The organism is Olivibacter sp. 47, assembly GCF_030372825.1.
Lineage (GTDB): Bacteria > Bacteroidota > Bacteroidia > Sphingobacteriales > Sphingobacteriaceae > Olivibacter > Olivibacter oleidegradans.
Genome location: NZ_JAUCNR010000001.1, coordinates 204,104 through 231,025 on the forward strand (window position 1 = coordinate 204,104; position 26,922 = coordinate 231,025).

The window sequence follows — 26,922 nt, forward strand, 5'->3', positions numbered from 1 at the left end:
TTATTTAACTTTTTAGGCAAATTGACTTGCGCCAATTTAAACCGGCAGCGCGGCATCGCTACCGGTTTTTTCATATACGATTTTTACATAGGCATCTTAGTTTTTACGTAAATCTTTCTGTTATTCATGTCAAATTTTAATTCCCCGGTTCTTTCCATCATGTCTAAGACTTGTTTCAAATTGGCATCTCGGGGTATATATCCACTATAGATATTGTTCGCAACACTTCCAAAATCCACTTCCACGTCATACCATCTAGCCAATTGCTTCATGATTTCGTATATGGGTGTTTCATTGAAAACAAAGTCCCCATGCTTCCAAGCCAAAACTTCTTCTATGTCTGCATCACTTACCGAAGTCGCAGCTGCTGCTTTACTTAAGGTCAACTCTTTTCCGGGATTTAACTGTAAAATTTGCCGGGTGCGCTTGTTTATTACGTTTACACGACCTGTGACAAGTGTCGAGGTTTCGCTGGGCTCGTCCTGATAAGCCTTTATATTAAAGCTTGTACCGAGCACCTGAATATCTTGATATCGCGTATGGACCGTAAATGGTTGGTTTTCTTGTTTGGAAATCTTCGACTCGACTTCAAAATAGGCTTCACCATCAAGTTCAACCTCCCGCCGGGCCTTACTAAATCGAACAGGAAATTTGAGTTTGCTGCCGGCATTGAGCCATACTTTGGTTCCATCACTCAATATCACTTTGTACTTTCCACCATTTGGTATCGCAATCTCATGATATACCAAAGCTTCGCCTTCCCTTGTTGCATCCTTATTGTAACCTATAACTGCTTTTAGTTTACTTAACACTTGAAACCCATCTGTATTTTCGCTTTCGCTTCGGGTTGAATCCAGCTTGATTTTAGTGCCATCTGCCAGCGTTAGAATTGCCTGATCTTTAGCTGCTGTTATCTCTTCGGGTGGTTGAATTATCGCACGGTTATGATGGTGATTTTGATAGTAAAAGAAAATAAATCCGGAAACGAAACATATAACGATAGCGGCTGCATAACCGAAATTTAACGAAAGTCTGCTCTTCGGACGCCCCCCACAGAAATGGTCCTCCATTATTTCGCTTAGATAATGATCTATTTCGCCCGATTGGACAAGATGATAGAACGCTTCCAACTCCTCTTCTGTAGCGGAGCCGGCGCGGTATCTGTGGATTAATTCTTTATAAAAAGCGTCTTTGTTCATCTCGTTTATGCAGTTTATCGGAACTACATAATTTAAGACACTCGAACGCTCATTTAGGGTACCTAAGAAATAAAACTTTTTTAAAAATCTGCGAATTGTAAATTAGCTTTTCATGGGTTGCGTAGATTTGCTTTCACTGATTTATCTGCAATCATTAAAAAAAAATTAAAAAAACAAGATGATTAATACTGAATCATCTTGTTTTTTCCCGTTCGTACCTTATTCGACGAATTTTTTGGCGTATCGTAACTTGGTTTGGATTATCGTTCCGCCGCAAAGTTCCCGCAGGCATCAATGGAAATCAAAATCAGGACAAATGCTTGCTTACTTCTTCCACTTCAACCTCAAACTATTGCTTACTACACTTACACTACTTAATGCCATCGCTGCACCTGCAATCATGGGATTCAGCAAGAAACCATTTATTGGGTAGAGTATACCTGCGGCAACCGGAATACCGATAACATTATAGATAAATGCCCAAAACAAATTTTGTTTAATGGTAGTCACCGTCTGCTTTGACAAGCGGATAGCCTGCGCTATTTTAGTCAAATCTGAGGAAATGATAGTCATTTTCGCAACATCCATTGCAATATCACTTCCTTTTCCCATTGCTATACTTACATCGGCAGTTGCAAGAGCGGTGCTATCGTTGATACCATCACCAACCATCGCCACTAATTTGCCTTGCCTTTGCAATTCTTTTATAAAATCGGCTTTGTCCTGCGGCAAAACCTCGGCCTTGTAGTGCTTAATGCCTGTTTGTTGTGCAATCGCTTTAGCGGTTGCTTTGTTATCACCGGTAAGCATATATAGGTCAATACCCATATCTTGTATTTCCTTGATGGCCTGTATCGAAGTAGCTTTAATTTGGTCAGCAATCGCAATGACAGAAAGTGCTTGTGTGCTATTGGAAAACCAAATAACGGTTTTAGACTGCTCACCCCATTGGCTAGCTTGCTGTAAAAGCTGCTCTGCAATAGTAATGTTATTTTCCACCAACAGCTTTTTATTACCGACGTAATAGGTTTCGTTATGATAGTCGGCTTTTACGCCTTTACCTGTGATGCTGTCAAACCGTGATAAAGCGGTGGTTTCTATTCCTCCTAAATGTTTTACCACGGCTTCTGCCAATGGATGCTCTGACTGCTTTTCGATACTCAGTAGAATATCTTTGGCTGCATCATCATTATTCAACCACAGCATACCGGTTACCTGCGGTCTGCCTTCCGTAACTGTTCCGGTTTTATCTAATACGATTGCATTTACTTTTTTCGCTAATTCAAGACTTTCTGCATCCTTAATCAAAATACCTTTTTCAGCACCTCTTCCCACACCTACCATAATGGCCGTCGGTGTCGCCAAGCCCAGAGCACAGGGACAGGCAATTACCAATACCGTAACGGCTGCCAATAAACCTTGTACAACTCCATTATCTCCTCCGAGAATAAACCATAAAAGGAATGTAAAAATAGCAATAGCAATCACGACAGGAACAAAAATACCAGCAATCTTATCTACCAGCTTTTGTACAGGTGCTTTGCTTCCCTGCGCGTCCTGCACCATTTTAATGATTTGTGCAAGCATGGTTTCCTTGCCCACTTTTACCGCTTTGAACCGGAAGCTACCTTTCTGGTTAATGGTACCGGCAAATACTTTTTCGTCTTCCTTCTTTAATACCGGTACAGGCTCACCACTCAACATACTTTCATCTACATAAGATGTTCCCGATATAACCAAACCGTCCACTGCGATTTTTTCTCCTGGTTTTACGAGAATTATATCACCCTCATTCACATCTTCAATCGCTTTTTGTCTTTCATTACCATTAGTTTCAATTACAATAACTGTTTTTGGCTGCAAGCCCATTAGTTTTTTGATCGCGGAAGAGGTATTACCTTTTGCTTTCTCTTCTAATAACTTGCCTAACAGTATGAATGCAACAATGACAGCCGCTGCCTCAAAGTAAACGTGTGCGTGTAATCCTCTTTGATGCCAGAAATCCAAGAAAAGCATATTAAACACGCTGAACAGATAGGCTATACCTGTACTTAGTGCTACCAATGTATCCATATTGGCAGAACGGTGCTTCGTCTGTTTCCACGCGTTGACAAAGAAGTCTTTACCTAACCATAAAACAACAGGGGTTGAGAAAAACCACATTATTTCATTGGCAAAAGGCATATCCATTAAGAACATCCCAATGATCACTACAGGAAGCGATAGTAATACGGCCCATATCGTTTTATTTTTTAGCTTCTTAAATTTATCTGCATGGATAGCTTCTAATGTTTCCTGCTGTTTGGTTTCATCTTCAATCAGTAAATCGTAACCTACTCCTCGAACAGCCTCTTGCAGTTTGGCAGCATTGGTCATATTTGGCAGGTACTCAACCGTAAGATTGCCAGTTGCAAAGTTTACAGCGGCGCTGACAACCCCGTCTTGGTACTTGACAATGCTTTCAGCGCTTGCGGCACAAGAAGCACATGTCATGCCTAATACCGGAAATGAATTTTTGACTGTGGGAACTCCATAGCCTAAATCTTTAATGACCTTCACAGCTTCCCCAATTACGGCGTTATCCGTTACCCTAATAGCTGCCCTGTGGTTATTCAGTTCTACTTGGTGGCTTTCTACTCCACTTATCTGTGCAAGCCCTTTCTCGACTATTAATGCGCAGTGTTCACTTTCTACATCGGTTAATGGAATATAAACTGTTTCTTTAGTCGCCATATGCTGATTGCTTTGTTTTTGCAATACAAAATTGGCAACAATATCACCATGTTTTATTATGAAATTATAGGATTGATTTGTAAGATTTACTTATATCTTGTCCAACAGCTTTGACCATTAATTTGATATTGTTATCAATATGCTAAAAATTAAATGAAAGCTGAGATGGCAATGTTCATCCAAAAGAAAATGCACCAACGTACCTCTAATGGCCCCTCGATAAGGGCTTTGAGCGTTTTCATCGTTTGAACCATATGTTTTTTTATTGCATTTCGACTTATACCCAACTCACGAGCTACTTGATCATAGGTTTTTTGCTCTTCGCGGCAAAGCTTGAATATACGTCGAGCGGTAGGTGTTAAACCATCCAACGTTTCATGCAAATAACGTTGATATTCTTTCAATTGAACTTCGTTTTCTGTCGTTTTTTCATTGGTTGGATAATAGCTCAGTACTTCTACCATCGTAATACGGGAATTGCTTGCCTTTCTTAAAATATTCAGGGTGTGATTTCGAGTGATCGTGAAAAGGTAGGCCTTGAAAGATTTTATTTCCACTAAACTCGCTCGATTATGCCATATTTTAATAAATATCTCCTGACAGACATCTTCGGTTAAATCCGGTGATTTAACATATGCTAAAACAAATGAATAAACCCGTTTAAAGTATTTACCATATAGTGTGTAAAATGCTTTTTCGCTACCATTCGCCAATTTCTTGATTAAGATAGATTCATCGGGATTAAAATAGGCCTTCATCTTTCAAAAATTTGTACCCAACCGTGTAAATAAAAGTATCGCTTATACGAGCGCATTGCTTTTCCCAAAATGTCTTTAAGACAGGTATGATCAGTTAGCTTTTCACAATGCTAGAGAAAAAAAAAGAGTATAACAAACCAGTTACAAACGCAACCGTTTGCGTAAAATAGCAGATTATCTTTTTGACGCTCCGATTCATCGCTCGGAAAAACATCCGAATTAATCGCTAATATAAACGGCCAATCATCCTATCATTTTGATAAAGGCCCTATCAAGATGATAGTTTTTTTTGCAAGGCCTAAGAAGGCAAAAAGAATTAAACAACTAAAATACAAGCAATTAAATAAAACAAGACACGATTGGAATGCTTTTGGCACCCTGCGGTCAAAACAATATTAAAAATGAACAAAATCAATCAAGACGAAATTCCGGATATTATCTCCGCCGAGATCCCGGAAATAAAACGCGAGATAAGCGAATTATCAAGGGAAAACCTCGCAGGGGCGCTTCAAGTGGTCGTAAGCTATATTCGCGACCGGATAACCGTACATGAAATTGCGAAGGTCATCTATTCCATCTCCCTTGTAGGCTGGATATACAATTGCGGGAACGAAAGAGTTAAAGATCTGATAGAAAATCTATTTGTACGCTCGTTCAACGGCATGCGGAAATTATGCAGTCAATATGAGTGGGGCTTAATTGAGAAACGCATTCCCATAAAACTATTAACAGTATATACCAAGCAGCAGTATTAACTGAACGCTATGAGAAAGTTACGAAGCAAATTGAGAAAAAAAGTCATAAAACCACAATGGAATAGGCCATTTGCTATCCTTATTTCTCTCTTTATTATTTTCATTATCGTCGGTATCATTATCCGTGTGATCAATTAAAAGAAAACAAAAATCATGCTCACCCTTCTTCTAATACTTATCGGCATTCTCTGTTTTGCCCTTTTCTTCAAACTGGTGGATTATTTCGAAAAAATATAAAATCATGACAGCGCTATTTATCATCTCAATTGGTGTTTTTGCATACATTCTGTACGTCTTGCTAAAACCTGAAAAATTCTAAAAATCAATATTCAGTACTTAGGTACATCCACATTTAGTTAAAAAAAAATGAACACAGAAATATTTGGAGTCGTTTTCATGTTCCTTCTGACTTGCGTCTTAGCGATTCCGTTAGGAAAATATATAGCTAAGGTATATAGTGGCGAACGCACTTGGCTCGACTTCCTTTTTGGCAATATAGAAAACACTATCTATCGACTTGGCAAAATCGATTCAAAACATGAAATGAGCTGGAAACAACATTTAGTTGCTTTATTGACTATAAATTCCATATGGTTCCTTGTCGGTATGTTTATTTTGATGAATCAAGACTGGCTTCCCTTAAATCCGGACACTAATCCGGCCATGTCTGCTCATTTAGCATTTAACACGGTTATCTCCTTTGTGGTCAATTGCAACTTACAACACTATTCGGGAGAAAGTGGTCTGAGTTATTTAGGACAACTTTGGCTGATGTTTTTGCAATTTGTAAGCGCGGGAACCGGAATGGCTGCAGCAGCCGTATTATTTAATGCACTTAAGGAACGAACTACAGACAAGCTCGGAAACTTTTACGTGTATTTCCTGAAATCTTGTACACGTATTTTACTTCCCATTTCACTTCTCGTGGCTATCCTACTTGTATTTAATGGTACACCTATGACTTTCGAAGGGAAAGATACAATGATTTCGTTGCAGGGAGATACGGTTCAGGTTGCTAGAGGACCCGCTGCCAGTTTTATTGCTATTAAGCATGTTGGAACCAATGGCGGAGGCTTCTTTGGTGCAAATTCAGCACATCCCTTTGAAAACCCTAATTATCTGACCAATATGGTAGAAATGGTCGCGCAAATGATTATCCCATTAGCCATGATTTTTGCATTGGGCTATTATTTAAACCGGAAGAAGCTTTCCTATATGATTTTTGCCACCATGACGGCTGGGTTCTTAGCTCTAGCTATTCCAAACGTACTCATGGAGATGCGAGGTAATCCTGCGATTGGAAGCATGGGAATTGACAATGCCTTAGGCGCTATGGAGGGTAAAGAAATTAGGTTTGGAGCCGCGGCCTCGGGATTTTGGAGCATCGCCACCACTGTCATTTCCACCGGCTCCGTGAATGCTATGCATGACAGTACCATGCCGTTATCCGGCATGAACGAATTGTTAGCGATGATTACCAATAGCTTTTATGGAGGTGTGGGTGCAGGCATACTGAATTTTTATATCTTCATTATTCTCGCTGTTTTTATTAGTGGATTAATGGTAGGTCGCACACCCGAGTTTTTGGGAAAAAAGGTAGAAGCCCGAGAGGTAAAAATAGCCATTATTATTGCGCTTGTACATCCCTTTCTAATACTAGCCGGTACGGCCTTATCGGTTGCCTTACCTCAACTTACACTAAGCACGTTAAATAATCCCGGTTTTCATGGCTTCAGCGAAATGCTTTACGAATTTACTTCTTCATCCGCAAATAATGGCAGTGGATTTGAAGGACTTGGGGATAACACACCCTGGTGGAATATCAGTACAGGTATTGTATTAATTCTTTCACGATTTATTCCCATTATTGGTCCGGTTGCTATCGCCGGCTTACTTGCCAACAAAAAGTATACACCCGAAAGCGCGGGAACATTAAAGACGGATACAGCAACTTTTGGCTTGATGGTATTTGCTGTCATTGTGATCATTGCCGCGCTTACTTTCTTTCCCGCATTAGCATTAGGGCCTATTGCAGAATATTTTACCATGAGATAAATGACAGTCTATTACTTGGTGGAAGGCAATCAGAACAAAAAATTATTTACAAATGAAATCAGAAAAAAAATCACTGTTTCAACAAGAGCTCGTTAGTGAAGCTTTTAAACAGTCGTTCATAAAACTCAGTCCCCGGATCATGTTCCGCAATCCCGTTATGTTTACGGTGGAGATAGGGACCTTTGTCATGTTCGGTGTATGCATTTGGACACTCATGGGCGAGAAATCGCAAGGGAGCATTGCCTACAACCTATCTATTTTCTTTGTGCTTTTTATAACCCTCCTTTTTGCCAATTTTGCAGAGGCTATAGCAGAAGCACGAGGTAAAGCCCAGGCCGACTCATTGAGAAGGACCCGGGAGGAGACTCCAGCCAAACGTTTGGCACCCGATGGCAGCGTTACGCAAATCGCGTCTTCCTCCCTTCGAAAAGGAGATGTTTTCTTTTGCGAGGCGGGGGATATCATACCTACCGATGGCGAAATTATTGAAGGCTTAGCAACAATTGACGAAAGTGCCATCACCGGTGAATCGGCTCCGGTTATCCGCGAAGCAGGAGGCGATAAAAGCAGTGTAACCGGCGGAACGAAGGTCTTGTCTGATCGCATTCGCGTACGCGTAACAACAGAACCCGGAGAGAGTTTCCTCGATAAGATGATTGCATTGGTAGAAGGGGCTAGTAGGCAAAAAACGCCTAATGAAATTGCATTGACTATTTTGCTTGCGGGTTTCACTTTGGTATTTATTATTGTTTGTGTTACGCTAAAACCATTTGCTGACTATGCAAATACACCGATCACCATTGCTGCGTTTATCTCCTTGTTCGTATGTTTAATACCTACGACCATCGGTGGACTGCTAAGCGCCATCGGAATTGCGGGCATGGACCGTGCTTTGCGAGCCAACGTCATCACGAAGAGCGGTAAAGCCGTAGAAACCGCGGGCGACATTGATGTGTTATTGTTGGATAAAACAGGTACCATAACGATTGGCAACCGAAAGGCAACGCACTTTTACCCCGCCCAAGGCGTGGATGACAAACGATTTATAAGGGCTGCGGTTCTGAGTTCATTAGCGGATGAGACTCCTGAGGGCAAATCGATCATTGAATTGTCCATAAATCCTGAACATAAATTTGCTGCCATGGGTACTACCCAATTGAGTGAAGCTTCAAAAAATCGAAGCAAATTGCAATTTATTGGCTTTACGGCCGAAACGAGATGTTCGGGGGTTGATCTCGAAGATGCGACCAAAATACGGAAAGGGGCGACCGATGCAATACGGAACTTAGTCGAAAAAAGTGGAAACAACTTTCCGAAAGAAATAATCGGCCGTGTTGAGGAAATTTCTTCAAACGGAGGAACACCCTTGGTCGTTTCTGAAGAGGACGCCACGGGAAATGTACAGGTTCTAGGCGTCATAGAACTTCAAGATATTATTAAACCAGGCATTCAGGAGCGTTTCTCCCGGCTTCGAAAAATGGGTATCAAAACGGTCATGGTGACCGGGGACAATCCATTAACTGCCAAATTTATCGCAAATAAGGCTGGAGTGGACGACTTTATTGCAGAAGCGAAACCAGAAGATAAGATGAACTATATCCGAAAGGAACAAGCTTCCGGTAGGCTGGTAGCTATGATGGGTGACGGAACAAATGATGCGCCCGCTCTTGCACAAGCAGACGTAGGAGTTGCCATGAACAGTGGTACGCAGGCGGCGAAAGAAGCTGGCAATATGGTGGATTTGGATAACGACCCTACCAAGCTGATTGAAATTGTAGAGATTGGAAAACAGTTACTTATGACTCGAGGTACGCTAACCACGTTTTCGATAGCTAACGACGTGGCAAAATATTTTGCGATCATTCCTGCGTTGTTCATCAGCGCGATTCCCGCCTTGCAGGGACTTAATATTATGGACTTGCACAGCCCGGAAAGTGCTATACTTTCTGCTGTTATTTTCAACGCAATTATTATCCCCCTCCTCATTCCATTAGCGTTAAAAGGTGTCGCCTATAAACCGATCGGCGCCAGTGCCCTTTTAAGGAGAAATCTTTTCATCTATGGATTGGGAGGCATCATCATACCTTTTATCGGCATAAAGTTGATCGATGTTATGGTAGCACTGTTTATATAGAAGTTAGAACAAATCATCATGAAGAAGAATCTTTTTTCAGCAATTACATTAACCGTCTTAACCATCATACTCTTTTCCGGAGTGTATACAAGTGTGGTATGGGCCATTGCACAAATTTCACCGAATCGCGGAGAAGGCGAGATCGTTTTAATAGACGGAAAAAAATACTACACGAACATTGGCCAGTCGTTTACGGTAGACAAGTACTTTTATTCTCGGCCATCAGCGGTTGACTATAATGCGGCTGGCTCTGCCGGCAGTAATAAGGGGCCATCAAATCCGGAATACTTAGCAACTGTTCAAGCGCGCATCGATACACTATTAAAGCATAATCCGGGAATTCGGAAAGCAGATATCCCGGTTGATTTGGTAACTGCAAGCGGTAGCGGTTTGGATCCCAATATCAGCGTTAAAGCTGCACAGGTGCAGATACAACGAATTGCCCGTATCCGTGGTATCGCTCCAGAAAAGATTGCTTCGTTAATCGCGAATCACACGGAAAAACCCGTATTGGGCATGTTAGGACCCGAAAAAATCAATGTCCTTAAACTTAATTTAGCTTTAGATCATATACAATAACGATTTAATTATCAAAATGAAACAAATCATTAGTGCCCTCGCATTTTTACTAAGTACACTCCATATATTCGCGCAAAACGATCATCAATCGCCGTTGACAATAAGTGGCTACGCTGAAATTTATTACTTGCATGATTTCAATCGTCCGTTGAGCAACACACGCCCCGGCTTTGTGTACAGCCACAATCGTACGGATGAGGTTAACGTAAATCTAGCTTTTGTAAAGGCGAATTATACAAACAACAAGCTTCGCGCAAATGTGGCGCTCGCAGCGGGCACTTATATGAATGCCAACTATGCTGCTGAAACGGGTGTACTTAAAAACATCTATGAGGCCAATGTAGGTATAAAACTTTCAAAGCGTCATGAGCTTTGGCTTGATGCAGGGATTATGCCTTCTCATATTGGATTTGAAAGTGCTATTGGAAAAGATAATTGGACCTTAACAAGAAGCCTACTAGCAGATAACTCGCCCTATTTTGAGACAGGCACAAAATTGAATTATACCAGTGCAGATGGCAAGTGGTACCTAGCAGCACTTTATCTTAATGGTTGGCAGCGTATCCAACGGGTAGACGGTAACACAACGCCTGCATTTGGTCATCAGCTTACCTTCAAAGCCAACGATGCCATTACCTTAAATAGTAGTTCTTTTATAGGAAGTGACAAAGCAGACAGCGTACGACAGATGCGTTACTTTCATAACTTTTATGCGCAATTCCAGCTGAATGAACGTCTCGGTATTATTGCGGGCTTCGATTTCGGAGCTGAACAGGATGAAAAAGGCAGCAGCAAATATCATACATGGTATACACCCATCATCATCGCCCGCTATGGCCTTACACAAAATCTCTCTATTACTGCTCGTGGAGAATATTATCAAGATAAAGAGGGTGTAATAATTTCAACCGAAAACCCGGCAGGATTTAGTACTTGGGGTTATTCCATGAATGTCGATTATCAATTGTTTCCAAATGTAGTCTGGAGAACGGAAATCAGACGGCTGGCAAGTAAAGATGAGATTTTCATTAAACGGAACCAATCGGCCACTTCTAACAGTACGACGCTTGCAACAGCACTCGCATTGAGCTTTTAATACTTATTGGCCACTTCCGATAATATAATGCATCAACACATGAAGATAACGTCAATTACATCTATTTTTGGTGAAAGGAATACGTTATCTTCTATAAGTAGACATATCATTTCTTCAATAGCAAGCAAATGGAAGAAGAGAACCAACAAGCTGCACATTTTCTCGACCTGATAAAGAAATCACGGCAGGGAAAGTTCAAAGTGTATATAGGAATGAGCGCAGGCGTAGGCAAAACCTATAGAATGCTGCAGGAAGCACATATGCTACTTAGAAACGGCATAGATGTAAAGATCGCTTATGTAGAAACCCATAACCGTACGGAAACGCAAGCCTTGTTGGCAGGTTTACCGATTATCCAACGACGCAAACTATTTTACCGAGGCAAGGAACTAGAAGAATTAGATGTTCAGGGCGTACTAAATTTAAGGCCGGAAGTCGTCATCATTGATGAATTGGCACATACCAATATAGAAGGAAGCAAGAATGAAAAACGATGGCAAGATGTTTTGGAAATTATTGAATCCGGCATCAACGTCATCAGCGCTGTCAATATTCAGCATATTGAAAGCTTAAATGATGACATACGAAAAATTACAGGAATTGAAGTTAAAGAGCGTATTCCTGACAAAATTATCACATTAGCCGATGAGGTTGTCAACATTGATTTGACAGCGGACGAACTAATCGATCGCTTAAAAGAAGGAAAGATTTATACGGCAGACAAGATAGAAACCGCTTTACAGAATTTTTTTAGGAATGACCATATCCTTCAATTACGGGAGCTCGCATTAAAGGAAGTGGCGGGCCATGTCGAACGAAAAGTTGATGCCGTAGTGCCACCATTAGAGGCGTTGCGATCCGAGCGCTTCCTGGCCTGTATTAGTAGCAATGAACAAAAAGCGAAAACGGTCATCCGTAAAACGGCTAGGTTAGCCAGCTATTACAATGGACAATGGTATGTGCTCTATGTGCAAACGCCCAAAGAGGCTACCGTAAAAATACCTTTGGATAAACAACGTTATCTCATTAACAATTTGAAACTCGCAACAGAATTGGGCGGAACGGTATTGCAGATACAACATAAGAATGTACCGCTTGCTATCTCTGAATTAGCGATCAAGTACAAAGTAACCACAGTCTGTATCGGCAAACCGCGTCTCAATCTGTTTCGCATTATTTTAGCAACGGGTATCTTCAATCAATTATTAAGAAAATTATCTGACAATGATATCGATCTTATTATTTTATCTTGATCCTACTAAATTGTAACGTGTATACTTGTCTAACGAACGTCGCATATAGGAATGTTAAAAAAAACCGAATGAAAACGAAGACTAAACTTACCTTGGGAGTAGGACTTCTCTTTTTGTTGATCGTACTGCTTTCTGTCATTAGCATTTGGTACGTCAATGCATTAAAGAAGGACACAGAGAATATCTTAGTTGCCAATTATAAAACCTTGGCGTATTCGAGACAAATGTTGATCGCACTCGACGATATTCCCGAACGTGCAGGTTCATTGGATACCTTTCGATCAAATCTTGAAAAACAACTGGCTAATCTCACTGAACCGGGAGAAAGAGAAGCGACGAACAAACTAAAAGCGCATTTTAACGAGCTTATTCGCGACTCAGGAAAAAACGACGCCTATTATAAATTAATAAGACAAGATATAGGTGAGATCATGCGACTCAACATGAATGCCATCGCTCGCAAAAGCGATGCTGCTTCTCTAACCGCTGAAAATGCCAACATATGGATAGGTACTACCGGCGCCCTTTGTTTTATTATTGCTTTTACCTTGTTAATAAATTTACCTGGCAACATTGCCAATCCAATTCGGGAGCTCACCAATAGCATTAGAGAAATTACTGCCCATAACTACCATCAGCGGGTGCATTTTGAAAGCAATAACGAATTTGGGGAGCTGGCTCATTCCTTCAATATCATGGCAGAAAAGTTAGAAGAATACGCCGGGAGCAACCTGTCGCGACTTCTAATGGAAAAGAAGCGGATAGAAACGTTGATTAACAATATGCACGATCCGGTTATCGGTTTGGATGAAAATCAGGTAGTGATCTTTACAAACAATGAGGCCTTACAAATAGTAGGTTTTAAGAAAGAAGAAGTTATAGGAAAAAAATAATCGAGCTTGCGTTGTATAACGACCTCTTACGTCTACTCGCAAAAGATTTAAACCTTCAAGAGACGAAGCCAACCAAAAAAGAACCCATCAAGATTTTTGCAGATGGCAAGGAGAGCTTCTTCGAAAAGGAACATATCCCAATAAATATCGTCCCTACGGGCGAAACTAGACCGCAGTTTATCGGCCATGTGATTATGCTTAAGAATATCACTCCGTTTAGAGAACTTGATTTGGCTAAAACTAATTTTATTGCAACAGTTTCCCATGAATTGAAGACGCCCATTTCATCAATCAAGATGAGTTTAGAACTGCTGAACAACAAACTTACCGGGTCATTAAATAACGAACAACAGCAGTTGGTAGCCGGAATTGCGGAAGATAGTAATCGGTTATTACTGATAACCGGTGAGCTCTTAAATATGTCGCAAGTGGAAACGGGAAATATACAATTGAACCTTCGGCAAAGCAAACCTGAAGAGATTCTTCATTATGCATTGTCAGCAGTACAAACTGCCGCCGATCATAAAATGATCCACTTCGATCTGCAAGTAGAAGATCCATTACCGAACGTGAAAGTAGATCCCGAAAAAACAGCGTGGGTCCTGACAAATTTTTTAAGCAATGCCATTCGTTACTCGCCCGAACAGGGCACCATTATTATTTCAATCCGTTTGGAGGCTAAGGTGTTACGCTTCAGTGTAAAGGATAATGGCAGAGGCATTGACGAGCGGTATACGCAACGCATTTTTGAGCGCTATTTTCAAATTCCCGGTAGTAATCGCTCGGGCTCGGGTTTAGGCTTAGCAATTAGCAAAGAGTTTATAGAAGCACAGGGAGGTGAAATCGGTGTCGAAAGTGCGCTTGGTATTGGCAGCACTTTTTATTTCAGTTTTCCGGTTTAGTGGCGTAACTTTCGTTATATTGGCCTATCTAATCTGTTCATTTAATACTACTATGCAATGACAGGAAAGAGAATCGTTATCGTGGGTGCAAGTTCCGGCATTGGCAGCGTTTTAGCAACGCTTTTAGCGGCCAAGGGCAATGCTCTCGGTATTACCGGAAGACGTGGTGCATTGTTGTATGAATTAAAAAACAAGTATCCGGGCAATATTTATGTCTCTTCATTTGACATTCAAGAAACCCACACCTGCCCTGGGTATCTCGAAGAATTAGTGCAGCAGATGGGCGGCCTGGATCTGTTAATTATAAGTGCAGGAAACGGAGAAGTGAATGAGGCGCTTGATTTTTCTGTGGAAAATGAAATGATAGCACTTAATGTGTGTGGCTTCACCTGTGTGGCCGATTGGGCTTTCAATTATTTCCTTCAACAAGGTTACGGGCATCTGGTCGCCATCACCTCCCTTGCAGGCTTACGAGGTAGCAGACAGGCCCCCGCTTATAGTGCTACTAAAGCTTACCAAATTCGGTACTTAGAAAGTCTTCGCCAAAAAGCTTTTCATTTGCAAAAAGAGATTATTGTTACTGATATTTGCCCGGGCTTTGTAGACACGCCTATGGCCAAATCGCCCGTTAAATTTTGGGTAGCCCCTGTCGAAAAAGCAGCGAAGCAGATCGTCCAAGCGATTGACAGAAGGAAGAACACGGCGTACATAACCCGTCGATGGCAAATTATTGCATGGATATACCGTTATTTACCCGACTTTATACATAAGCGTTTGTAATTTTCTATATTAAGTAGACCCAATTAAAATTATTGTATTTGGTTTCAGTCACTTAGTGGTTGCGCAGCAAATATCATTTGACAAATTGAAACTTAGGACTATATTTGCAGCGCATTCAAGTTGATACCAACATCGGGGTGTAGCGTAGCCCGGTATCGCGCCACATTTGGGATGTGGAGGTCGTAGGTTCGAATCCTGCCACCCCGACAACATAGGCAACAAAAGCCTACAAAAAGCCTCTAAATATCACATTTAGGGGCTTTTTTCATTTTTGTCATATCAAGATAATACAAGGCATATCAAGGTTTTTGTGCCCTATTCCGTGCCCTGTCCTTTTCTCGTATTATTGTACTGATAATAGGTGTAATCAATTGTAATTCAGTTGTTTTTAATTTATTTTAATGCCTTTTGATATGTTTTGTTATGCCTTGACTTTTTAAGGGCGGCAAGGCATATCAGAATGGCATAGAAAGGGGCAAATGATATGACAAGCCATCAGACATTCAATTTTCAGTTCTTTCTTAAGAAAGACAAAGCCAGCAAAGGTACCGCACCGCTCTATGCACGTATATGGGTGGACGGAGTACCCGCGGACCTTTCCCTAAAATGCAGGGTCAGTATTTCATCATGGAACCATGATAAACAAAAAATTGAAAGTAAGACCAACGAAGATGAACGTGCCAGTGGTAAGCTAAGGTCTTATAGGAAAGATATTGACAATGCCTATGATGAACTTGTCAGGGACAAACTGCCGGTTTCTTCGGAAGCGATCAAAGCAAAGGTCTTAGGTGTCAATGTTGAGATCAGTACATTGAAAGCGCTGATCAAATACCACAACACGGTAATCGGTAAGGTGCTCACTGAAGGAACAATGAAGAACTACCGGACTACCGAGCGCTTCATCCATGAATTTATTTCGCTGAAAAAAAGAGCGGACATCCACCTTTCCCAGATCGGAAACCAGTTCATCACTGATTTTAAAATTTTCCTGCTAACACGTAAGCCCGATAAAGGGCAACGGCCCTGCTCCAATAATACCGCCATGAAGCACATGGAAAGGCTTAAAAAGATGGTAGGCATTGCCCTTAAAAACAAATGGATCAAGAACGATCCCTTTGAGCATTTTGAGCGAAAGATGGTGAGAAAAGACAGGGAACCACTTGATAGTAATGAACTGGAAAGATTCAGAAAGGTCAAGCTCTTCAAATTCGGCCAGATTATAGTCCAGGATATGTTCCTTTTCAGTTGTTACACCGGATTGGGATACAGTGAAATATGTAATTTCAGTCATCAACATATCATTCGGGACGAAAACGGTGACCATTGGTTGGAGATGGTAAGAAAGAAAACCTTTAATACCACCGAGCAGAAATTTTTTGTACTCCTTTTACCGGAAGCGTTGAAGCTGATTGAAAAGTATAGGAATCATCCCGCATCACTCGCAAAAGGAACAATATTTCCCTACTACACAAACCAAACAACCAACAGGTATTTAAAGGTAATAGCTGCACTTGCTGGGATCAGCAAAAAAGTCACTTTCCATGTAGCGCGTCACACATTTGCAACCACTGTCACATTAGAGAACGGGGTAAGTATTGAAAGCGTTTCGGCCATGCTTGGCCATGCTAGTATCCGTACTACGCAGATATATGCAAAGGTAAAGAAAAAGAAAGTTGCAAATGATATGAAGTCGCTTATGGCGAAAAGGAACGAATCGTTATTACATGCAATTTGATTGGTGATGAAATGTTTTTTGGGTAGTACCCAAAAGGTCATCAACTTATCTGTAAATTGATAGTTAGCTTTGCCAAGAAGATAAAAACAAAAGACATGGCAACTATTGAATTTATTACAAAAGAGGACTTAGAGAAGTTCAAGAGAGAGCTTTTTGCAGAGTTAAAAAGGCCAGCTTTCGGAATACATAAAAAGGAGGAACAAAAGGAATGGCTTAAAAGTTATGAGGTACGTAATCTTTTGGGCATATCTGCGGGCACGTTACAGACATTAAGAAGAAACGGTACGTTAAGGTACTCTAAAATTGGAGGTCTAATGTATTACCGATACGAAGACATAACTGATTTGATTGAAGGAAACAAAGGTTAATAAACATATGTAAAATGGTAAATAAAAAGCTGGTTGAAAAAGTCTACCACGGTACAAATGCGAAATTCGGGAAATTTGATGAACGTTTTAAAGGAAACAATACGGAATATGGAAATACTATTTACGGGTTCTTCTTTACTAAAAAAAATTACTACACCTGTTATTTCGGAAGCCGTATTATTGAAGCGAGCATTTTATGTTGAAACCAGCCGATCTCCGTTTACACGGTATACCTTAAGCTATTTAAAATTTCTTAATTTCAATATTGATTTAATAAAATTTTTGTTCGAAATTGGATAAAAATTTTATAAACCATTCTACATGCCTGATAAAGAGAAAGAAAATGAAAATTTAATACCAATTAGGTTTCATTTCTATTCAATTAAGTTCACTCCTTTTAAAGAAAGCAGCGATTTAAAAAGTAATGATATATTGTTTAAAGTAATAACTTATGTGAGTCAACAATTACAAAATGGAAATGGCTATCTTGTGGACAGATACAATAATAGGAAAGGAACCGAAAGAAGGGAAATTTTCATGAATAACGCAATAATAATGCTGAAAGAAAAGAGAATGCGTTGTTCTATGGCTTTACTAAGAGGAGGAAAACAACCTATGTTGAAACCGGCTGATTCCTTTAACTTAGTGCCTCTGGATAAAGCCAATGGATCTATAGTTGAACAGACCCATTTTTTTATAGATTACAGCGTCACACCTGCCATTATTTGTCTGGAATTTAATAACAATGGCCCAAGAATTTCCGATATTGAATATTATTTTCGTAATGTGTCCAACAAAGAAAGATTGGCAAAGGCTACTGAAGCTACAATATTCATGGACAATACTATTGATAAAACATTGGCATCTTTGCATAACGTTTTAAATTTTGAAATGAAGCTACAGCCCCAAAAAGTTGCGCAGATGGATAATGATTTGAAAGGTTATATCTCCGGTATAAGTACAATGGGAAATAAATTAAAACCAAAATTTATTAAGGTCGAAGCTCTTTTTCAATCTCCGGGTAGCAAGGTTAAAAGCGTTGAGCTTAACAAAGATGCCAATAATATGATTTTGAATTTTTTAAGAAAATTCAAAGGAAGACCATTTAATATAGATTGTTTCGAACATTTTGAAGTGAAATATGAAGATAAAGAAGGCGTCGAAAATCTTTTCAGCTTGCTCAAAGGGAAAAGGGAGGTTGTAAAAGATATTGACCTTCAGGCAATAAGAAAGACAAGTGAATGGTATGAGATTATTAAAGATGATTTCGATCAATTTATCCAAGATCTAGGTCAATAGTCATGATTGATAAGTATTTTAAATCGCCTATACTATATGACTATACGTTAGCATTGGTAATATGCGGTGCGTGTTATTTTTTACATTATAAGGGTTATCTTCAATTGCCAAGTTTTGAAAATACAGTGGCAATTACTAGCGATTTATCTACTATCGCTCTTACGTTAGCTGGATTTATTCTTACATTATTAACAGTATTAATTACTTTCAAGACGGGAGCTAAAACACCCAATGGAAGAAATAACGAAGATGTTCCGCTTTTTGATCTTTTTTTTTCATCAAAGCTTTATTTTCAAACTGTAACCTTGTTAAAAAATTGTATAAAATCATTAATTTTTGTAGCTGTGTTGGGGTTTTCATTAAAGATATTTCTAAACGAAGTTTTATTGAAGTTTTTGTTTTTTACTAATGTACTTGGATTAACAATAATTGTGGCAACATTATGGAGAAGTTTATTGATCTTGACTAAAATCGTGGCACTTCAAAAGGACTAATGATAGGTTATTTTTAAATGGGTTAAAAGTTATATACTTTTGTATAGATTCTTAGAAGAGGCATATTGCTCGAGAGAATAGTAACTTAAGGTTGATTTCGATAATGTAATCGTTACTAATATTTTTTGCTATTTATTATTAATCGGATAAGTATAACTCCACGCGCTTTTTTCGAAAAGGACTACTATTAACAAATAGATTAAGGGTCACAGAACAGCATGATTATTAATTTCTTCATTAATTGGCCGTCCGAGGGAATAATTTTAACATGTTGAGATCCTTTGTGTTACATCCCCTCCTGAATAATATAAGAGACTCATCTCGAATTTTGGCGAGTATTGGATAATATAAATTCAATGAATCTCTGACGCTTTTTTTTTGTAAAACTTCCAAACATCAGTTCAGTATTTAAAGGAAAATATTATTTAGTGATTTCGCATAAATTTATGATATTTAGATTGTGCTATTTTATTGGCATTTATAATGAAACAAAAACATAGTGTTTTTTTATTCGGTGCCGGAGCTGCACTGTCTTGGGGTGCCCCAAAAACATCAGAACTAACTGAAATGGTACTCAACAGTGGCTATTTGGTAAAGGGTGAAGATGTCACTATTACCCAGTTTATCTATAATGTGCTATTAGACAATGGTTACCAAGAGAGAGATGTCAATTTTGAGACTATTATAAATGTCATCGAAGAGTTAGTAGTATTTTATAGTAAGTTCGATTATCGATCATGGCGGACAAGTGGCGGTATTCCATCTTTACCACGATGTTTTTCTAACGCAATATTCGAAGACAAGTTGCTTAATTTTGAAATAGTTGGAGGGATAGTCAAACATGGCTATCAAATTAAAACAAGAAAACGATATGGGGCTGAATATATTTCATCTCATTGTTATCACGATGAGGCGCCAGAGCAGTTTTTCTTTCAACATCTCCTGCTTGAGTTATATACAGCTATCACAACTCGAATTATTGAATATGCATATCATTCTCAAGAATCCTCAAGCATAGATACAGAATCAACTATAAGCCAAAATTTCATTAAATGGATGAAACAATACCTAAGTAAAAATTCTGTAAAGCTTTATACATTGAACTATGACAGGTTGTTTAAGATCCTGTTAGAAAAAAGTGGACATAAGATTTTCGAGGGCTTTGATTGCGGGGAATTTATTCAAGATGAGCAGATTCGCGCTAATATTTTAAAGATTCTTTCCGATTTTGACACCAATTCACACTACAATCTTCATGGGTCAATATATTGGGATCTTGAGGGTTTGGACAAACACAGTTTGCCTAACGCTGAACTGTTTCTATCATCCTATCCCAATTTGCAGTCAAATTATTCTCCCTCTTCATTTCAGATGGAAAAGGGTAAAACAATGTTGTTGACCAATATTATTACTGGATATCAAAAGGCCCAACGCGGAATGTTATCTCCTATTAAGCAGATGCAAGCATCATTCGATAGATCCAGCGTCACTGCATCGCATTTGTTTATAATTGGATATTCGTTTGGAGACGAGCATATTAATGAAAGCATCAAAATAGCTTTGCGATATAATAAAGATATTATTGTGCATGTTGTTGATCCAGGATTTATAAAAAATGATATAAACCAACAATTTATAGAAAGATTTGTAGGATCTAGATCTGAAAATCCAATATTGAAAAAACTGGAAATAAATTTATATAGTATTTTTGACTGGCCACGTAAGAATATACACAATGGGCTTTGAAGAGTATCTTAATAATCCTCTGTTGTGGGTTCATTCAGTGTTTCCTAAAATCTGACTTTAAATTTAACTTCTGAAATGACAACTTTTAAACCCCCTATTTTACGTAATGACTTTGTTTTTATAGTAAACGAGGATAAATACGAGTTAGCTTGTTTAGCTCTTTCATATCTATATAAACCCAATCAGTATTTACCAATTTTCTTATTTTCAAATATAGATTTTACTCAAGAGGGCATCATTGCTGAATCAGATGTTAATGCAATTCGTCGAAGGCGTGCTCATGAGTTTTCAGTGTTTCTGAATAATGCCTTAATCGAAAATCAAAAGTGTGAAAATATCATTTTACTTGGAATTAACGACGGCCAAAAATCCTATCTGGATTTTCTTGAACATTACTATGTATTGGATATTCAGGATTATGGAGATATAGAAACTTATCTAGGTGGTTTTGGCGCTAATAAAGAGGAAACTATCGAATGTTCTATGCAACAGATATTCCAAGGCACAATTACTGCAATAAGGCGAGATGCTATCCTCAAAATAATCAATGATGATCAAAATATCGAGGAAAATTTTGAAGTACATGAGCAAGATGGACTAGTTGTCATAGAAAGTTACAAAGACTCAAGGTCACTTTTAGCTATGAATTATGCATTAAGTATTGACTCTGAGATAAAGTTTGTTGAGAAGCTAGAAGAGGGTGAAGATGAAGAAATTTTATCCCTTTTGGAATCTTGGAACAGAAAGAGGGAAGAACCGCTGAATAAACTGAAAGAAAAGATCTTTAATAGAATTGGAGACATTGATTTTGGTATGTATAATTTTGTAACCTTTTTCACACAAGGTCTACCATACTCGCTTATTGGAATAGAAATCCCCAATTCCTACGTCAATATTGAACTTCGCCCTGATTTTTTTCTCTTTAATTCTTTTATTTATGAAAAGTTTGGTGGACTAGGTTCGGCTGTGATCTTTTCGCCCGGAAAGTTCTCTAAATTCTCTAAAGAGGAGGTGGATGACCTAGCATCTTTATTTGACTTCGAAAACTTCTATATTAACTTTTTAGCAGGAGGGAATGCCACTGTATACAATCTAAAAACGGTAGTAGAAAATTACCCTTTTGACCTTTTACACATCTGTAGTCATGGAGGCGATGTAATGGGAACAAACTGCATAGTGCAATTTTATGATAACCATTCTAAAAAACATACAATTGAGTTTGATGAAGTATTAAGCATTGCTTTAAACCCTTATGAGGATTCCCATTTGGTAGAAACCCTGTATTATTTTAAAAAACTTGATGGATTTGAATGGAGAAGTGAGGAACTTAAAGCAGAGAGTTATTCCAGTGAATTTTATGCGACTATATTGCCTGCAATTAGAAAGGCTTATGCTTCAAGAAAAGTAATAAAAAGAAATAAAGTCGAAAGAGTTTTTAACTCAAATAGTATAACCTGTTCGGATTTTAATTATTCTGCTATTTTTGATTCTGTAGGGGGCAATAAAGTACACCCCATTATTTTTAATAATATATGTTGGTCATGGGCTAAGGTTTCAACATCATTCATTTCATCAGGGTCAAGAGGTTATGTCGGTACACTGACAGCCGTACAAAACGACAAAGCTATTCAGTTTGCCAAGAAATTTTATGATAATGTTTTTGATAATAATATTATCTCTGCTTTTCATATTGCAAGTTCAAATTACCTTAAAAGTGAAAGTTCTAATATTTATATTTATTGGGGAGTACACTTTTCTACTTTAAAAAATAAGAGAGCTCAACAGTTCAACAAGGTAAACGTTTTGCAATATTTGAAGGAAGAGTTACATGGATGGATTAGAAAATTACACCTTAAAGAAGGAAAAGTCGATGTAGAACTAACGAAGGGAAGAATTTACGTTATTAAAAGGCTTTTGGATATCCATTATAGGAGATAATAAGAAATTAACGGCCAGGCAAAATAGTTCCCATAAATCTTTAACCACTCCCTAACAGATTGTCAAGTAACCATATTAGTTCCCCTCAACTTTGACTGAAAATAAAGTCAAAGCCATGAAAAGGAACACACAAAAAAAGCTATTAAAAGAGCAGATCTACCCAAAGATCTGAAACCTATTATAAGGCCAGTAGGAAATACCCGCACAAGGATTACGCAACTCCTTCGGTCTTTCATACCACTCCATCCACTCGAAGACACCAGCGAAAATTATCAGTAATTGCCTAACTAAGTATGGGAAGTCAAGATCAAAAGTAATTTCTATAACCGAAGTTCAGACTACGTTCGGGCAGGTCAACGACGGCCCACGAGGGTGGGCAGCAAAGATGTATTTTCGTATACGAAAATATCTTTTCCGTCCTTGAGGCCGGGGACTTTGCTCGGAACTCGCAAAGTCTGAACCTTCTAAAAGTGTAATTTATGCCCAAGAAAAAAATCAAAGATCAAGAACAGGTACTTACTAATCCGATTGTTATAAGGGTCACCTTGAATGAGTTTAATAAGCTTGAAAAGGTCAGAAAAGAAAGTGATTGCAGGAGCATTGGAGAAGTGGTCAGAAAGATACTTTTAAAACAACCGATAACCTACCTGCACAAGGATATTTCTATGAATGGTCCTATGGAAGAGCTTGCATTGATAAGAAAAGAGATTAAAGCTATAGGTATAAATATCAATCAACAGACGCATCGTTTCCATACCAGTCAGAATGAGGCTGAACGGGCCTTTTTCGCTCTTAAAACTGCCAGCGTTTATAAGCAGATGGAACCTAAGCTGGAACATCTGTTAAGTATTGTTTCAAAACTTGCTGAAAAATGGTTGCAAAGATCATGATAGGTAAAAGTATTCGGGGCATATTGCATTATAACGAGCAGAAGGTTGCGGAAGGTTCTGCTACGCTGATTATGGCCAGTGGGTTTGCAGATGACATCAAAAAGTTGAATTTCGCTCATAAACTTACGCGATTTGAACATCTAACCGATCTCAAACCAAGTGTAAAAACGAATGCACTTCATATTTCACTTAACTTCCATTCAAGCGAAAAATTGGCCGACGCTGAAATGCAACAGATCGCAGCAGCCTATATGGAAGGTATCGGGTTTGGTGACCAACCTTTTCTGGTATATCGGCACCACGATGTTTCCCATCAGCATTTCCACATCGCAACGGTAAATATAAAAAAGGATGGCAACTCTATCGACCTACATAACATAGGAAGGATAAAATCGGAACAGGCAAGAAAATTCATAGAGAAAGAATTTGGCCTGATAAGAGCGGAGAGCAAAACATATCATCCAGAGCCAGCTATAAAGGCAATTGATCCTGAGAAAATACAATATGGTCATTTGCCTACCAAAAGGGCAATCGGCAGTGTGGTTACGACGGTGATGAATAGCTATAAGTTCACGTCACTTGCAGAATTTAATGCAGTGCTCAAACAGTTCAATGTCGTGGTAGACAGGGGGAGTGAGGAAAGCGAAATGTTCAGACAAAAAGGTCTTCTTTATTCAGTACTGGACAGACAGGGCAATAAAGTTGGAGTTCCGATCAAAGCAAGCAGCTTTTATAGTAAACCTATCCTTAAACGGTTGGAAAGAAAGTTTGAACAGAATGTCGAGAAGAGGAAGCCGTATCGCGATGATCTAAAAGAGCGGATCGACCAGGTGCTTAACAGGTATGAAGGCGTTACTAAACAGACCTTGAATACCGAATTACAGAAAAGTGAGATAGCGCTTGTTTTCCGCCAGAACGAAGAAGGGTTTATATACGGCACCACGTTTATTGATCACCGGTGTAAAACCGTTTTTAATGGCAGCAGTCTTGGGAAAGCTTACAGTGCAAAAGCCCTGAAGGAAAAACTTGCCGAAAATGATAAGGTCAAGACCTATCTGGCGAAACCAAAAAGAATAAACAGTTACCTAAAACCCCACAATGAAAAAAAGCACCTTCAACATGCCGGAAAAATCAACTTTTCCAATCTGACTGTCTCCACTACAACCGATAAAATACTGAAAGACCTTCTTAATCCCGAGTATACCGGATATGCACCTTCTATTACTTCCAAAAAGAAAAAAAGACAGATAAAGCGAAAACAACCATGAACACAGGAGAAGATATACAGGGCTTAAGGAAAATTATAGACTTTTCTAGACTGATCAGCATATTCATATTGGCTATCCATTTTTACCTATGCTGTTATAAAGTTTTTGAACAATGGGGCTGGACAGCAGAAATTACCAATCGAATCATAAGTGTTATTGCAAAGACGGGCCTTTATTCCCACATCTTCTTGCCCAAACTTGCTTCACTGGGTTTGCTGTCAATATCCCTGTTGGGAGCAAAGGGCAAAAAGGATGAAAAGATGAAGGTAAGGGTGATCGTTTGCTATATTATTACCGGACTGTTACTTTACTTCATAAGTATACTTTGTTTTTATCTCCCTACACGAATAGCGGTCATTGCAGCACTCTATATGCTGATGACATCAATAGGCTACCTCCTGATCCTAACAGGAGGCGTATACCTCTCAAGGCTATTAAAAGAAAAGTTTAGCCATGATATCTTCAATACCGAGAATGAAACCTTTCCACAGGAAGAACGGCTGTTGGAAAACGAATTTTCCGTTAACCTTCCGACAAAATATCAGCTTAAGGGAAAGATAAGGAACGGTTGGATAAACTTCATTAATCTTTTCAGAGGATTATTGGTAGCAGGAACCCCTGGCGCAGGGAAAAGTTATTTTGTCATCCGCCATATCATTGATCAGCATATAAAAAAGGGGTTCTCAGTCTTCTTATATGATTTTAAATTCGATGATCTGTCCAAGATTACCTATAATGCATTATTGAGATATCGGAAGAATTATGCTGTGAAGCCAACCTTCTGGGTGATCGATTTCGAGAAAATATACCACAGGTGCAATCCATTGGATCCAGAAAGTATGGACGATATTACAGACGCCACAGAGGCAAGCCGCACCATTATGCTTGGGCTTAACCGCGACTGGATAAAAAAGGAAGGTGATTTCTTTGTAGAGAGTCCCATAAACTTCCTAACAGCCATTATCTGGTTTCTTCGGAAGTATGAAAATGGGAGATATTGCACCCTGCCGCATGTTATAGAGCTAATGCAGATGGATTACGATCCGCTTTTTGCGGTATTACAACAGGAGGAACAGATCAAGGTATTGATCAACCCATTTATATCCGCCTTTCAGAATAATGCAAAAGAGCAGCTTGAAGGACAGATCGCCAGCGCAAAAATCGGATTGGCCAGATTATCCTCGCCCCAATTATATTATGTTCTGAGCGGCAATGATTTTACCTTGGATGTTAATAACCCAAAAGCTCCGAAAATTGTATGCGTCGGCAACAACCCGCAGAAACTACAGGTGTTCGGCCCGGTACTTTCTCTCTTCATTTCAAGGATGATAAAACTGGTCAACAGGAAAGGACAGCTTAAAAGCAGCCTTATTTTTGATGAGTTTCCAACGATCTACTTTAACAATATTGATAGCCTTATTGCCACAGCAAGGAGCAACAAAGTAGCTACCGTATTAGCCGTTCAGGATTTCAGCCAGCTAAAAAAAGATTACGGGGCCGACCAAGCTGATGTAATAACCGGAATTGTCGGAAATATTATCAGCGGACAGGTGAGCGGCGATACTGCAAAAAAGTTATCGGAGACATTTGGCAAAATTGTTCAGGATCGACAGAGCCTGAGCATAAACAGCAGTGATACATCCATTTCCAAATCTACGCAGTTGGATGCGGCCATTCCGGCAAGCAAGATAGCAACACTTTCATCAGGCGTGTTTGTTGGCATTGTTGCCGACAACCCAGACTGTAAGATACCACAGAAAATTTTTCATGCAGAAATACAAAATGACCATGAGGCAATAAAGGCAGAAGAAGCTTCTTATAGAGATATACCGCTTGTTGAAAAGGTGACTTCAGAGGACATACAGGAAACCTATCTCAGTATAAAGGATGATATACAGCAGTTGATAACAAAAGAGCTGGCAAAGATAACCGGGTCACTACCCAAAGAAAATGACGCCCTTCCAAAAAATATTCCAACGCCTCCTGAACAGACTTCCCTGTCTTTATAAAGTACTTTTTTAATCGATTGTAAAATGGGTGGTTAATC

The 26,922-nt window shown here is 39.2% G+C and carries 23 protein-coding genes and 1 tRNA gene; 21 read left to right on the forward strand and 3 right to left on the reverse strand.

Going from position 1 to position 26,922, the window contains the following annotated elements; all coding sequences use genetic code 11:
* Positions 1-83 precede the first annotated feature (83 nt).
* The 3 genes from QT327_RS00805 to QT327_RS00815 form a co-directional block, all read right to left on the reverse strand.
* The gene (locus tag QT327_RS00805) at positions 84-1,199 is read right to left on the reverse strand and encodes a FecR family protein (RefSeq protein ID WP_289551634.1); all 1,116 of its coding nucleotides are present in this window, start codon (positions 1,197-1,199) and stop codon (positions 84-86) included.
* A gap of 324 nt (positions 1,200-1,523) precedes the next feature.
* Positions 1,524-3,932, reverse strand: a complete 2,409-nt coding sequence (locus QT327_RS00810) for a heavy metal translocating P-type ATPase (RefSeq protein WP_130855376.1) — start codon at positions 3,930-3,932, stop codon at positions 1,524-1,526.
* Positions 3,933-4,081: 149 nt separating this feature from the next.
* On the reverse strand, positions 4,082-4,690 hold the full coding sequence (locus QT327_RS00815) for an RNA polymerase sigma factor (RefSeq protein ID WP_289551635.1): 609 nt from the start codon (positions 4,688-4,690) through the stop codon (positions 4,082-4,084).
* Between the two features lie 401 nt (positions 4,691-5,091).
* Between QT327_RS00815 and QT327_RS00820 the strand changes: the two genes are divergently transcribed.
* The 21 genes from QT327_RS00820 (at position 5,092) to mobC (ending at position 26,884) form a co-directional block, all read left to right on the forward strand.
* On the forward strand, positions 5,092-5,445 hold the full coding sequence (locus QT327_RS00820; RefSeq protein WP_013667489.1) for a DUF7674 family protein: 354 nt from the start codon (positions 5,092-5,094) through the stop codon (positions 5,443-5,445).
* Positions 5,446-5,686: 241 nt separating this feature from the next.
* Entirely contained in the window at positions 5,687-5,764 is a 78-nt protein-coding gene (locus tag QT327_RS28095; protein ID WP_354004802.1) for a potassium-transporting ATPase subunit F, read from the forward strand.
* A 47-nt stretch (positions 5,765-5,811) separates the two neighbouring features.
* A complete protein-coding gene (kdpA, locus tag QT327_RS00825) occupies positions 5,812-7,500 on the forward strand; it encodes a potassium-transporting ATPase subunit KdpA (RefSeq protein ID WP_130855373.1) in 1,689 nt (562 codons plus the stop codon).
* 52 nt (positions 7,501-7,552) lie between these two features.
* Positions 7,553-9,634, forward strand: a complete 2,082-nt coding sequence (gene kdpB / locus QT327_RS00830) for a potassium-transporting ATPase subunit KdpB (RefSeq protein ID WP_289551637.1) — start codon at positions 7,553-7,555, stop codon at positions 9,632-9,634.
* Between the two features lie 18 nt (positions 9,635-9,652).
* Complete coding sequence (locus QT327_RS00835) at positions 9,653-10,213, forward strand: K(+)-transporting ATPase subunit C (protein ID WP_130855371.1); 561 nt, start codon at positions 9,653-9,655, stop codon at positions 10,211-10,213.
* A 16-nt stretch (positions 10,214-10,229) separates the two neighbouring features.
* The gene (locus tag QT327_RS00840; protein WP_289551638.1) at positions 10,230-11,309 is read left to right on the forward strand and encodes a porin; all 1,080 of its coding nucleotides are present in this window, start codon (positions 10,230-10,232) and stop codon (positions 11,307-11,309) included.
* A gap of 128 nt (positions 11,310-11,437) precedes the next feature.
* Positions 11,438-12,562, forward strand: coding sequence for a sensor protein KdpD (locus QT327_RS00845; RefSeq protein WP_013667494.1), 1,125 nt, complete (start codon positions 11,438-11,440; stop codon positions 12,560-12,562).
* Positions 12,563-12,630: 68 nt separating this feature from the next.
* Positions 12,631-13,455 carry a HAMP domain-containing protein gene (locus QT327_RS00850; protein ID WP_289551639.1) on the forward strand — a complete coding sequence of 275 codons (825 nt, stop codon included), beginning with the start codon at positions 12,631-12,633 and terminating at the stop codon, positions 13,453-13,455.
* A gap of 11 nt (positions 13,456-13,466) precedes the next feature.
* A complete protein-coding gene (locus QT327_RS00855) occupies positions 13,467-14,357 on the forward strand; it encodes a sensor histidine kinase (protein WP_289551640.1) in 891 nt (296 codons plus the stop codon).
* A 57-nt stretch (positions 14,358-14,414) separates the two neighbouring features.
* Positions 14,415-15,137, forward strand: a complete 723-nt coding sequence (locus QT327_RS00860; protein WP_013667496.1) for an SDR family NAD(P)-dependent oxidoreductase — start codon at positions 14,415-14,417, stop codon at positions 15,135-15,137.
* Between the two features lie 133 nt (positions 15,138-15,270).
* A tRNA-Pro gene (locus tag QT327_RS00865) sits at positions 15,271-15,344 on the forward strand.
* Positions 15,345-15,621: 277 nt separating this feature from the next.
* Complete coding sequence (locus QT327_RS00870) at positions 15,622-16,872, forward strand: site-specific integrase (protein ID WP_289551641.1); 1,251 nt, start codon at positions 15,622-15,624, stop codon at positions 16,870-16,872.
* A 95-nt stretch (positions 16,873-16,967) separates the two neighbouring features.
* Positions 16,968-17,240 (forward strand): helix-turn-helix domain-containing protein, encoded by a 273-nt coding sequence (locus tag QT327_RS00875; protein ID WP_289551643.1) that lies wholly within the window; start codon positions 16,968-16,970, stop codon positions 17,238-17,240.
* Positions 17,241-17,254: 14 nt separating this feature from the next.
* Positions 17,255-17,443: a hypothetical protein gene (locus QT327_RS00880; protein ID WP_289551644.1), complete on the forward strand. Its 189-nt coding sequence runs from the start codon at positions 17,255-17,257 to the stop codon at positions 17,441-17,443.
* Positions 17,444-17,561: 118 nt separating this feature from the next.
* Entirely contained in the window at positions 17,562-18,539 is a 978-nt protein-coding gene (locus QT327_RS00885) for a hypothetical protein (protein WP_289551645.1), read from the forward strand.
* 2 nt (positions 18,540-18,541) lie between these two features.
* A complete protein-coding gene (locus QT327_RS00890) occupies positions 18,542-19,033 on the forward strand; it encodes a hypothetical protein (RefSeq protein ID WP_289551646.1) in 492 nt (163 codons plus the stop codon).
* A 483-nt stretch (positions 19,034-19,516) separates the two neighbouring features.
* Positions 19,517-20,779, forward strand: coding sequence for an SIR2 family protein (locus QT327_RS00895; protein WP_289551647.1), 1,263 nt, complete (start codon positions 19,517-19,519; stop codon positions 20,777-20,779).
* A 75-nt stretch (positions 20,780-20,854) separates the two neighbouring features.
* The gene (locus QT327_RS00900; RefSeq protein WP_289551648.1) at positions 20,855-22,717 is read left to right on the forward strand and encodes a hypothetical protein; all 1,863 of its coding nucleotides are present in this window, start codon (positions 20,855-20,857) and stop codon (positions 22,715-22,717) included.
* A 479-nt stretch (positions 22,718-23,196) separates the two neighbouring features.
* The gene (locus QT327_RS00905) at positions 23,197-23,607 is read left to right on the forward strand and encodes a mobilization protein (RefSeq protein WP_289551649.1); all 411 of its coding nucleotides are present in this window, start codon (positions 23,197-23,199) and stop codon (positions 23,605-23,607) included.
* Complete coding sequence (locus QT327_RS00910; protein WP_289551650.1) at positions 23,589-24,875, forward strand: relaxase/mobilization nuclease domain-containing protein; 1,287 nt, start codon at positions 23,589-23,591, stop codon at positions 24,873-24,875. The genes QT327_RS00905 and QT327_RS00910 overlap by 19 nt, the downstream gene beginning before the upstream one ends.
* Positions 24,872-26,884 carry a conjugal transfer protein MobC gene (gene mobC, locus QT327_RS00915; RefSeq protein ID WP_289551651.1) on the forward strand — a complete coding sequence of 671 codons (2,013 nt, stop codon included), beginning with the start codon at positions 24,872-24,874 and terminating at the stop codon, positions 26,882-26,884. Before QT327_RS00910 ends, mobC begins: the two co-directional genes overlap by 4 nt.
* Positions 26,885-26,922 lie beyond the last annotated feature (38 nt).